This window comes from Lysinibacillus sp. LZ02 (genome assembly GCF_050613145.1).
In the GTDB taxonomy this organism is placed as follows: Bacteria; Bacillota; Bacilli; order Bacillales_A; family Planococcaceae; genus Lysinibacillus_B.
The window spans coordinates 1,078,128-1,090,165 of record NZ_CP192507.1; the positions used below are offsets into that span (position 1 = coordinate 1,078,128).

General features: G+C 40.3%; 11 protein-coding genes. All 11 read left to right on the plus strand.

Annotated features, from left to right (window positions below; genetic code table 11):
• The first annotated feature begins 92 nt into the window (after nt 1–92).
• The 11 genes from rplS (at nt 93) to trmFO (ending at nt 11,983) form a co-directional block, all read left to right on the plus strand.
• Entirely contained in the window at nt 93–437 is a 345-nt protein-coding gene (gene rplS, locus ACQQ2I_RS04895) for a 50S ribosomal protein L19 (protein WP_431029452.1), read from the plus strand.
• A 199-nt stretch (nt 438–636) separates the two neighbouring features.
• Nucleotides 637–1,200, plus strand: a complete 564-nt coding sequence (gene lepB / locus ACQQ2I_RS04900) for a signal peptidase I (RefSeq protein WP_431029453.1) — start codon at nt 637–639, stop codon at nt 1,198–1,200.
• A gap of 106 nt (nt 1,201–1,306) precedes the next feature.
• Nucleotides 1,307–2,182, plus strand: a complete 876-nt coding sequence (gene ylqF, locus ACQQ2I_RS04905; protein ID WP_431029454.1) for a ribosome biogenesis GTPase YlqF — start codon at nt 1,307–1,309, stop codon at nt 2,180–2,182.
• Between the two features lie 107 nt (nt 2,183–2,289).
• A complete protein-coding gene (locus tag ACQQ2I_RS04910; RefSeq protein ID WP_431029455.1) occupies nt 2,290–3,057 on the plus strand; it encodes a ribonuclease HII in 768 nt (255 codons plus the stop codon).
• Nucleotides 3,054–4,955: a hypothetical protein gene (locus ACQQ2I_RS04915; protein WP_431029456.1), complete on the plus strand. Its 1,902-nt coding sequence runs from the start codon at nt 3,054–3,056 to the stop codon at nt 4,953–4,955. Before ACQQ2I_RS04910 ends, ACQQ2I_RS04915 begins: the two co-directional genes overlap by 4 nt.
• Nucleotides 4,952–5,263: an EscU/YscU/HrcU family type III secretion system export apparatus switch protein gene (locus ACQQ2I_RS04920; protein ID WP_431029457.1), complete on the plus strand. Its 312-nt coding sequence runs from the start codon at nt 4,952–4,954 to the stop codon at nt 5,261–5,263. Before ACQQ2I_RS04915 ends, ACQQ2I_RS04920 begins: the two co-directional genes overlap by 4 nt.
• A gap of 158 nt (nt 5,264–5,421) precedes the next feature.
• Nucleotides 5,422–6,582: an ADP-forming succinate--CoA ligase subunit beta gene (gene sucC / locus ACQQ2I_RS04925; RefSeq protein ID WP_431029458.1), complete on the plus strand. Its 1,161-nt coding sequence runs from the start codon at nt 5,422–5,424 to the stop codon at nt 6,580–6,582.
• A 19-nt stretch (nt 6,583–6,601) separates the two neighbouring features.
• Nucleotides 6,602–7,504, plus strand: a complete 903-nt coding sequence (gene sucD, locus ACQQ2I_RS04930; RefSeq protein ID WP_431029459.1) for a succinate--CoA ligase subunit alpha — start codon at nt 6,602–6,604, stop codon at nt 7,502–7,504.
• 85 nt (nt 7,505–7,589) lie between these two features.
• A complete protein-coding gene (gene dprA, locus ACQQ2I_RS04935) occupies nt 7,590–8,477 on the plus strand; it encodes a DNA-processing protein DprA (protein WP_431029460.1) in 888 nt (295 codons plus the stop codon).
• A 94-nt stretch (nt 8,478–8,571) separates the two neighbouring features.
• On the plus strand, nt 8,572–10,656 hold the full coding sequence (gene topA / locus ACQQ2I_RS04940) for a type I DNA topoisomerase (protein ID WP_431029461.1): 2,085 nt from the start codon (nt 8,572–8,574) through the stop codon (nt 10,654–10,656).
• A 13-nt stretch (nt 10,657–10,669) separates the two neighbouring features.
• Nucleotides 10,670–11,983 (plus strand): FADH(2)-oxidizing methylenetetrahydrofolate--tRNA-(uracil(54)-C(5))-methyltransferase TrmFO, encoded by a 1,314-nt coding sequence (gene trmFO / locus ACQQ2I_RS04945; protein ID WP_431029462.1) that lies wholly within the window; start codon nt 10,670–10,672, stop codon nt 11,981–11,983.
• The last annotated feature ends 55 nt before the right edge of the window (nt 11,984–12,038 follow it).

The window sequence follows — 12,038 nt, forward strand, 5'->3', positions numbered from 1 at the left end:
GACTTCAATTTGTGCAAAATGCACTGAATTACGGTGTTCCGCTGTGGCCAACTATGAGCGTGCAAGAGCATCTGTCTAAGGAGAGAAACGAAATGTCTAACATTATCACAGAAATCACTAAAGAACAACTTCGCGCTGATTTACCTTCATTCCGTCCTGGTGACACTGTAAAGGTACACGTTAAAGTTGTTGAGGGTACTCGTGAGCGTATCCAGTTATTCGAAGGCGTAGTAATCAAACGTCGCGGTGGCGGCATCAGTGAAACTTTCACTGTGCGTAAAATTTCTTACGGTGTTGGTGTTGAGCGTACATTCCCTGTACACACGCCAAAAATCGCTAAATTAGAAGTTATTCGTCGCGGTAAAGTACGTCGCGCTAAACTTTACTACTTACGTAACCTACGTGGTAAAGCTGCACGTATTAAAGAAATTCGCTAATAATTTTTTGAGAATGGAGCTTGTGATATGCAGGCTCCATTTCTTTTGGCGAATATAAATCAGTAGTATTTATGGATATTTGCATGTAGTTTTTTTCTAGGGATTTAGCAATAGGAGAAGGCATGCAATAGACAATTTTTTTTGCTTCAAATACATATTTCCTTTACAATATAGGTGGATAGACGAGGGGGACATTTGTGTGGAAAAAGTTGAGAAAGAAAAAAATGAGTTATGGGAATGGATCAAAGCATTACTTATTGCCTTTGCAATAGCCGCATTCATTCGTTATTTTTTATTTACACCAATTGTGGTAGATGGAGATTCCATGATGCCAACCCTTGAAGATGGCGATCGGATGATTGTAAATAAAATTGGCTATAAAATTGGAAATCCAGATCGTTTTGATATCGTCGTGTTTCATGCACCAGAAGGAAAAGATTATATTAAACGTGTCATCGGTGTACCGGGTGATCACGTAGAATATATCGATGATCAGTTATACATTAATGGTGAACCAATTGATGAGCCATATTTAAATCAATATAAAGCAGAAATCACAGAGGGCAATTTGACAGGTGATTTTACATTACAGGACATTGACCCGAATTTAGATGTTATTCCAGAAGGTTATGTGTTTGTGATGGGGGATAACCGCCGCTTTAGTAAAGATAGTCGCCATATTGGGATTGTAAGTATTGATGAAATGATTGGCAATACCAATTTAATCTTTTGGCCAATAAGTGATATTAAAATTGTAAAATAATGTACGAGAGGGGATGCGATATCTCCTCTTTTCATTATTGGATAGTGACAAGTCCCTCTCTTTAATGTTAGTTGAGTAGGGACCTGTTTGAGAAAGGATGTTTAAGATGACAATTCAATGGTTCCCGGGGCATATGGCGAAAGCACGCCGTGAAGTATCAGAAAAGCTAAAATTAGTCGATATTATTTTCGAGCTGGTTGATGCACGCCTACCGCTTTCCTCGCGCAATCCTATGATTGACCAAGTCATCAATCAAAAGCCACGCCTCCTGATTTTAAACAAGCAAGATATGGCGGACGAGGCAGAGACACGTAAGTGGATTGCGTATTTTGAGAAACGTGGTCATAAAGCAGTCGCAATCAATTCACTAGAAGGAAAAGGTTTGCAGACGGTAACAAAGGCAGCACAAGAAATACTAGCGGAAAAATGGGCGCGGATGAAAGCAAAAGGGATGAAGCCACGTGCCATTCGTGCGATGATTGTTGGGATCCCAAATGTTGGAAAATCAACGCTGATTAACCGTTTAGCAAAGAAGAATATTGCGAAAACAGGAAATACACCCGGTGTTACAAAAGCACAACAGTGGATTAAAGTAGGAAAAGAATTAGAACTACTTGATACACCTGGTATTCTTTGGCCTAAATTTGAGGATCAAGAAGTGGGTTATAAATTAGCTTTAACAGGTGCTATTAAAGATCAAATTACGAATATGGAAGATTTAGCAGTGTACGGTCTTCGCTTCCTTGCAACACATTACCCAGAACGCATGGAAGAACGTTATCAATTACAGTTTGTGCACGAGGATTTAGTACAGACATTCGATCATATCGGTAAGCTTCGTCGTGTATTTGGACAAGGTGGAGAAATCGATTATGATCAAGTATCAGAGTTAATCGTTCGAGATATTCGTTCCCTACATTTAGGGAAATTAACATTTGATTTTGTCGATGAGCAAATGGAAAAAGAGTTATTAGAGCAATAATGAAGTAGGGGGGGTGTCCAGAAAGTGAAAACTTTCCAGACACCCTTTTCTTTTACAAAAATAAAAATAAACCGATATACAACATAGAACGAGCAAGGAGATTAACAATGCGGACAATTAAAGAAATTACAGCTGCTTTAAAACAGGCAGAACAATTACAACCTTGGATGAAGGAATTGCAACAGGATGAGCGAGCAAGCGTACAAAAAGCGTGGCTACAATTTGAAAAGCGCATGGCAAAAAAACAGGCCGTATTAGATGCTCATCATGAGAAGTGTGCGTTTGATGCATCGTTTTTACCATACCCAGAAGCATGCGTTGTTGGGATAGATGAGGCGGGACGTGGCCCGCTTGCAGGACCTGTTGTGACAGCTGCCGTGGTACTACCCAATCATTGTGAAGCACTCGTTGGCATCAATGACTCAAAACAACTATCAAAAGAAATGCGTGAAAATTACGTAGCACGCATTAAAGAGCACGCAATTAGTTATTCTATTCATTTTCAATCAGCTGAAATGATTGATACATTAAATATATATGAGGCAACGAAGCAGTCGATGGTTGAAAGTGTGCAAGGGCTTGCTGTTACACCAGATGTCGTATTAGCTGATGCTATGACATTGCCAATCGATATTCCGCAGCATGCTGTTATTAAAGGAGATGCAAAAAGTTTAGCCATTGCAGCGGCTTCTATTTTAGCGAAAACAGCACGTGATCAATACATGGAACAACTACATGTTCAATTTCCGCAATACGGCTTTAACCAACATGCAGGATATGGTACAAAACAACATTTAGCGGCACTTGAGCAATTTGGACCAACCGAGCATCACCGTAAAAGTTTTGAGCCGATTAAATCGATGATAAAGAGGTGAGGGTTTTGACATTTACGTCATTCAATCCAGTTCAATCACAACCGCAAACGGTACAGGGAAATAAGCCTTTAGTATTGCGTGAAGGGCAAGTTTTTCATGGTACGATAAATAAGTTATATCCTGACCAAACAGCAGAAGTACAAGTAGGTCAACAAAAATTAGTGGCAACGCTTGAAACGCCTTTAAAAGTTGGCGATTCGCACTTTTTTCAAGTATCAAGTACTGGCGCGCAAACGGAACTAAAAGTCGTAACAGGACCGATGACACAGGCGATGACACCACAGCAGCAAATGAATCAATTGCTTCAAAATATGAATCTGCCACCAACGAAAGAATTGCAGCAAGTATTGAATCATTTTATGAAGGAGCAAATGCCGATTTCGCGTGAGCAGTTACTGGCAGCTGAAAGTTGGATGAAAACTTTACCGGAGGGCGTCGCAAAACAAGATGCACTATTGGCAATCCAACGCATGGTTGAACTGAAGATGCCCTTCACAACGCAAGTATTTCAATCGCTCGTACAAGGGGCGAAATTAGACGGTATGAGTGCAACGCTACAAAATTTTATGAATCAACTAGCGAATGCAACCAATATAAACGGGCAATTAAAAACCAATTTAATCACACAATTGCAAACCATTGCAAAACCGTTGGATGCCGAAATGGGCGGGGTGTTATTGGCGCGCGCTGTTCAAACATTAACCGACAATACCGCATCGATGACGAACCGCCTGCAAACATTGAATATGTTAAAAGAAGCCGGCATTTTACCACAAAATGCAACATTAACAAACTGGCAATCCCGGCAAGGGCAGCCCCAGCCACTCTCGACACAACCTGTACAAGCCGGGCAGCTTATTCAACAAATGATGATGGCAAAGCCGGAAGAAAGTGCACAAATGCTACAAAATGTGCGGACATTTGTTCAAAATGAAACGCTATTAACGACTGAGCAAAAAGGTCAACTTCAGCAATTCATGGACCGTTTTACACAACTACCGCAAACGAAGCAGGCAATCGAAATATTTGCACGTCAATTACAAGAACAATTGTTAAAGGCATTTTCAGCAAATAATGACGATCACTTATTCACACAAAATAAACAGGGTTTGTCAATGAAAGATCAAATGCTCTCTCTTTTAAAGCCTGATGCAGCAGTTGCACGTCACGATGCCATGTTTCAAGCATTAGTACGTGCTAGTATGGAATCGACACAACCTGCTATGCAAGCGGCAGTTACTCAAGCGGAGGCACAGGTACAAAATGCAGTAGATAGTAAGGCGATGGAACAAGCAATGAAAACGGTGTTAAAAGGGTTGGGGATTAGTTATGAAGCGGCATTAGCTAATAAAGCAAACGATATGCAAGCACTGGCTCAACAAGTGAAACCGCAACTTTTGGCGCTGTTACAAGATGCGCAAATCCCTGTAGCATTGCGAGATTCCGCTGAAATGTTCATGGCGCGTATGAACGGCATGCAATTGCTTTCAGGAGAAAATGGTCATCAACACCAGCTTGTCATGCAAGTCCCGCTTGATTTTTTTGGCAAGCAAATGGATGCGACATTACAGTGGAATGGGAGAATGGGGGATGACGGAAAAATTGATGCCGATTTCGCACGTGTGCTCTTTTATTTAAACATGGAATCTTTACAAGAGACAGTCATCGATATGCAAGTGCAAAACCGTATTGTAACGATTACCGTGTTTAATGATGATCCACAATTAAATCTACTGGCAGAATCCCTAAAACACTCCTTAAAAGCCGGGCTTGCGGATAAGGAATATCGTTTATCGGGTGTGTTTATTAAACAGTTTGAGAAGGAAATAGTCGAAAAAGTCACAAAAATGTCAAAATCAGACTCCCAATCACATAACGGAGTGGATATTCGCGTATGAACGACAAGAAATATGCACGAAAAGAGGCAATTGCGTTATCTTATAATCCATCGAAATCATCTGGACCTAACGTGGTGGCGAAAGGAAAAGGGAAAATTGCTGAAAATATTTTAGAGCAAGCGATGCTCCATGATGTACCTATTCATGAAGATCCCAACCTTGTGCAACTGCTAGGACAGTTGGATTTAAATGAATCTATCCCAGAGGAACTGTACCAAGCAGTAGCAGAAGTCTTTGCGTTTATTTATCATTTAGATCGTAGACATGGTGAAATAAAACACTTAAAAAAGTCGTGTAAATTAGACTGATTTACACGGCTTTTTGCTTTTTCTATGAATGGAGTACGATAAAACCGCATAAAAAGCCAAAAAAATACACATGAAGACTAATATAGACATTATCAGAATCTTTGTATAAAATAGACTTTGTTAAAAATTTTTTTAATTGTCTGATGGGAGGATGTATTATGAATATCCATGAATATCAAGGGAAAGAGATCTTGAGAAAATATGGGGTAGCAGTACCAAATGGCCGAGTTGCTTTCTCGCCAGATGAGGCTGTGAAAGTCGCGAAAGAATTGGGGAGTAACGTGACTGTCGTAAAAGCTCAAATTCATGCAGGGGGTCGCGGTAAAGCGGGCGGTGTTAAGATTGCGAAAAATCTTGATGAAGTACGCACGTACGCAAAAGAATTACTTGGAAAGGTGTTAGTAACACACCAAACAGGTCCAGAAGGTAAAGAGGTGAAACGCCTTTACATTGAGGAAGGATCAGATATTCGTAAAGAATATTATTTAAGTTATATATTAGACCGTGCCACTTCTCGTGTAACATTAATGGGGTCAGAAGAAGGCGGTATGGATATTGAAGAAGTAGCAGAAACAAATCCTGAAAAAATATTCAAGGAAATAGTAGATCCTGTTATTGGTCTAACAGCATTCCAAGCGCGTCGTATGGCGTTCAATATGAATATTCCAGCAAAATTAGTAAATAAAGCTGCAAAGTTAATGCTAGGCTTATATGAAGCGTTTATTGATAAAGATGCATCAATCGTTGAAATTAACCCGTTAGTCGTAACTGGAGATGATGAGGTTATGGCGTTAGATGCGAAGTTTAATTTTGATAGCAATGCATTGTATCGTCAAAAAGATATTGTGGAACTTCGTGACTTTGATGAGGAAGATCCAAAGGAAATTGAAGCATCTAAGTATGACTTAAGTTATATTTCGTTAGATGGCAACATCGGTTGTATGGTAAATGGTGCTGGTCTTGCGATGGCAACAATGGATACGATTAGTTACTACGGCGGAAGCCCTGCTAACTTCCTGGATGTTGGGGGCGGTGCGACAGCAGAAAAAGTAACGGAAGCGTTTAAAATTATTCTTTCAGATCAGAACGTAAAAGGTATTTTCGTTAATATCTTTGGCGGTATTATGAAGTGTGACGTTATTGCTGAAGGGGTTATTACAGCAGCAAAACAAGTAGGCCTTAAAGTGCCTTTAGTTGTTCGTCTAGAAGGAACGAATGTAGAACGTGGTAAACAATTATTAAATGAATCCGGTTTAAATATTGTCGCTGCTGATTCAATGGCAGACGGCGCTCAAAAAATCGTAGGACTTGTGAGCTAAAGGAAGGCGGGGAGAAGTAATGAGCGTATTTATTAATAAAGATACTAAAGTAATTGTGCAAGGGATTACAGGGGATACAGCACTTTTCCATACAAAGCAAATGATCGAGTATGGTACAAAAGTCGTTGCAGGTGTAACACCTGGAAAAGGTGGACAGGAAATCGAAGGAGTTCCAGTATTTAATACTGTTCAAGCAGCAGTAGAAGCTACTGGTGCCAACGTATCCGTAATTTATGTGCCGGCTCCTTTTGCAGCAGATGCTATTATGGAAGCGGTGGATGCAGAGCTTGATTTAACGATTTGTATTACAGAGCATATTCCTGTACTTGATATGGTTAAAGTAAAGCGCTATATGGAAGGGAAAAAGACACGCTTAGTCGGTCCAAACTGTCCAGGTGTTATTACAGCGGATGAGTGTAAAATCGGTATTATGCCAGGTTATATTCATACAAAAGGTCATGTAGGGGTTGTATCACGCTCTGGTACACTAACTTACGAGGCGGTACACCAATTAACACAAGAAGGTATCGGCCAAACAACAGCGGTTGGAATTGGTGGAGACCCTGTAAATGGGACAAACTTCATCGACGTATTAAAAGCATTCAACGAAGATCCTGAAACATATGCGGTTGTTATGATTGGTGAAATCGGTGGTACAGCAGAAGAAGAGGCTGCTGAATGGGTTAAAGCAAATATGACAAAACCAGTTGTAGGCTTTATCGGTGGTCAAACAGCACCTCCAGGAAAGCGTATGGGACACGCAGGCGCGATTATTTCTGGTGGTAAAGGTACGGCAGCAGAAAAAATCAAAGCGATGAATGCGGCAGGTATTGAGGTAGCACCAACACCATCTGTTATTGGCGAAACGTTAATTAAAGTCATCAAAGAAAAAGGTCTATACGAAAAATGTAAGACGCATTAAAATGAAGATGTAGCGCGGGTGGGGGTTCGCGCTACATCTTTTCTTGTACAGTCATTTTTTCTTCTATTATAAAAGGAGTGATAAAATGACAACCTTGCACAAATTATTAGCACTTCATTATGCATATCCGTTAACATTAAATAAACTACATTACTTATTGCGTAATATTCAAACACTCAATGAATTGGAAACGGTTTCAGTCTCGAATTTAGCTCAAATGATTAATATAAAACAGGAAACCGCATATACACTAAAAAGGACATATGTTTCTCTATGTCAAACGGATTTACTAGAATTTTATGCATCAAAAGACATTGAAATTATTCCGTATACAAGTGATTTATACCCAACACAATTATTCCAGCTTAGTGATCCGCCGGCAGTGTTGTATTGCAAAGGAGATAGTAACCTGCTTACAGCTCAAAACAAAATTGCCTGTATCGGTTCGAGGGAAGCGACTGCTTACTCAGCAGAAGCGTTTAAACAAATTATCCCGCCACTTATACAACATCATTATGTAATTGTCAGTGGTCTTGCAAAAGGTGCAGATACACTGGCACATCGAGCTGCGGTGCATTATGGCGGGAAAACAATTGCTGTACTAGGACACGGCTTACAAACAATCTATCCGAGAAGTAATGAGCAACTTGCAAACCATTTAAGTAAACATCATTTATTAGTAACCGAGTACCCACCGCATGTCGGAGCAAAAAAACATCATTTCCCAATGCGCAATCGAATTATCAGTGGGCTTTCGAATGCATTAGTCGTAACAGAAGCAGCACTTCGCAGTGGTACGCTCATTACAACAGAGCTTGCTTTAGAGCAAGGGAAAGATGTATTTGCAGTACCTGGACCCATTACATCGCTACAATCTGCTGGTACAAATAATTTGATCAGAGAAGGTGCCATTCCGATATGGAACGGGTATCAAATTATTGAGGAATTACAAATGTTTCAAATGAAAAATTGAAAAAAAGTTGCATTCTATGTAAATCTGTTATACATTTTGCAACAGGAATTGATTTGTAAAAAACAACAAGTAACCTCTATAAGGGGGAAGATGAATGGCAGATTATTTAGTAATAGTGGAATCACCTGCAAAGGCGAAAACGATTGAACGCTATTTAGGGAAAAAATATAAAGTGAAGGCATCTATCGGACATGTACGCGATTTACCGCGTAGTCAGATGGGGATTAATACAGAAAATAATTATGAACCTAAATATATAACGATCCGCGGAAAAGGGCCTGTATTGCAGGAATTAAAAACAGCGGCCAAAAAAGCGAAGAAAATATATCTTGCAGCCGATCCCGACCGAGAAGGGGAAGCGATTGCTTGGCACTTAGCAACCGCTTTAAATATCGATACAACATCGGATTGCCGTGTTGTATTTAATGAAATTACAAAGGATGCAATTTTAGAAAGCTTTAAGCATCCACGTGCAATTAATATGGACTTAGTTGATGCACAACAAGCTCGACGAATTTTAGACCGTCTTGTTGGTTATAATATTAGTCCGATATTGTGGAAAAAGGTGAAAAAGGGATTATCGGCAGGCCGAGTACAATCGGTGGCACTTCGTCTAATTATTGATCGCGAAAATGAAATTAAAAACTTTGTACCAGAAGAATATTGGTCCATTGAGGGACTTTTCGAAAAAGGGAAAAAACAATTCGATGCTTTGTTTTATGGTACAAATGAAGAAAAGGTAAAACTGACAAATGAACAGCAAGTGAAAGCTGTATTAGCACAGTTAAAAGGCGATGAATTTGAAGTACTCAATGTTGTCAAAAAAGAGCGTAAACGCAATGCAGCACCTGCTTTTACCACATCATCCTTACAACAAGAAGCAGCGCGTAAGCTAAATTTCCGTGCAAAAAAGACGATGATGCTCGCGCAGCAACTGTATGAGGGAATCGATATCGGCAAAAAAGAAGGAACGATCGGCTTAATTACGTACATGCGTACAGATTCGACACGTATTTCCGATACGGCGAAAACAGAAGTAGTCGGTTATATCGAACAGAAATACGGAAAAGATTATGTTGTTGGTGAAGTAAAGCAAGGGAAAAAGCAAGCGAATGCACAAGATGCGCACGAAGCCATCCGTCCAACAAGTGTGATGCGCACACCGGATGAATTGAAAACGGTACTTAGCCGAGATCAACTAAGACTATATCGTTTAATTTGGGAGCGCTTTATTGCGAGTCAAATGGCACCAGCCATTTTAGATACGGTGACAGTTGATTTACAAAATGAAGGCGTTCAGTTCCGTGCCAATGGGTCACATGTAAAGTTTCCAGGGTTTATGAAGCTATACATTGAGGGAACAGACGATCAAACCGAAGAAACGACGAAGTTGCTACCAGAAATGGCTATAGGGGATAAAGTAAAAACGGTTAATATTGAACCGAAACAACATTTTACGCAACCACCACCACGCTATTCGGAAGCGCGTTTAGTGAAAGCCTTAGAGGAACTAGGGATCGGGCGTCCATCGACATACGCACCTACTTTGGATACAATTCAAAAGCGCGGGTATGTACAGCTAGATGCAAAACGTTTTGTCCCAACAGAGCTTGGCGAAATCGTTCATCAAGCAACGTTAGAATTCTTCCCTGAAATCATTAACATCGAGTTTACCGCGCAGATGGAACAAAACTTAGATGGTATTGAAGAAGGCATTACGAGGTGGGTAGAAGTCATTGATGCATTTTACAAGGACTTTGAGCCGCGCGTGAAGCATGCGGATGAAGTGATGGAGAAAATCGAGATTAAAGATGAGCCAGCTGGTGAAGATTGTGAAAAATGTGGCGCGCCAATGGTTTATAAGCTCGGCCGTTATGGTAAGTTTATGGCTTGTTCGAATTTCCCAGATTGCCGTAATACAAAAGCAATTATGAAGCCAATCGGTGTGAAATGTCCATCATGTGAAGAAGGCGAAGTTGTTGAACGAAAAAGCAAAACAAAACGAATTTTCTATGGATGTAATCAATATCCAGAATGTGAATTTGTCTCATGGGATAAGCCAATTAATAGACCTTGTCCGAAATGTAGTGCATTATTAGTAGAGAAGAAATTGAAAAAAGGTGTTCAAATCCAATGTACGAACGCAGAGTGTGACTACGAGGAAACACCATCAGAATAAAGAGGTAAAGTAAATGACACAACAGGTAGTAAACGTAATTGGTGCAGGCTTAGCAGGTAGTGAAGCAGCGTGGCAAATTGCTAAGCGGGGTATAAAGGTTCGTCTTTATGAAATGCGCCCTGTAAAGCAAACACCAGCACATCATACAGATAAATTTGCAGAGCTTGTCTGCTCAAACTCACTGCGTGCGAATAATTTAACAAATGCAGTTGGTGTAATTAAAGAAGAAATGCGGATATTAGACTCGGTGATTATGAAAGCAGCGGATAAATGTGCGGTTCCTGCAGGGGGAGCACTTGCAGTAGACCGTCATGAATTTGCAGGATATGTGACAGAGGCTGTCAAGAATCATCCGCTGGTGGAAGTCATTCATGAAGAAGTGACAGAAATCCCAGAAGGCATTACAGTCATTGCAACGGGTCCTTTAACATCTGAAAGCTTAGCGAATAAAGTGAAAGAGCTGACAGGTGAAGAGTATTTATACTTTTATGATGCGGCTGCACCGATTCTTGAAAAAGATAGCATCGATATGGATAAAGTATATTTAAAATCACGCTATGATAAAGGCGAAGCGGCCTACTTAAACTGTCCAATGACGAAAGAAGAGTTCGATGCATTTCGTGAAGCATTAATTACAGCGGAATGTGCACCGTTAAAAGAATTCGAAAAAGAAAAGTATTTCGAAGGCTGCATGCCAATTGAAGTAATGGCAACTCGTGGGGAGAAAACAATGCTATTTGGCCCAATGAAGCCAGTAGGACTGGAAGATCCGAAAACAGGTAAGCGTCCGTACGCCGTTGTACAGCTACGTCAAGATGATGCAGCAGGTACGCTTTACAATATTGTTGGCTTCCAAACGCATTTAAAATGGCCAGAACAAAAACGCGTGTTCTCGATGATTCCAGGGCTAGAAAACTTAGAAATTGTACGCTATGGGGTTATGCATCGAAATACGTTCATTAACTCACCGAAAGTGTTAAATAGCACATATCAACTACGCTCGAACCCAAATATTTTCTTCGCTGGTCAAATGACAGGCGTTGAAGGGTATGTAGAATCAGCGGGTAGTGGCTTAATCGCAGGCATTAATGCAGCTCGCCTAGCTAAAGGCGAGGAATTATTGTACTTCCCACACGAAACGGCACTTGGTTCTATGGCGCGTTATATTACAGAAGCTGACGCTAAAAACTTCCAGCCGATGAATGTAAACTTTGGGTTGTTCCCTGATTTAGGTGAACGGATTAAATCGAAAGTAGAACGTGCAGAACGCCATGCTAATCGCGCTTTAGAAACAATTCGGAATTTTACGAATAAACAAATAATATAATTGCCAAAAGCCTCTAAAGATTGATATACTTTTAGAGGCTTTTTATATTATGGTC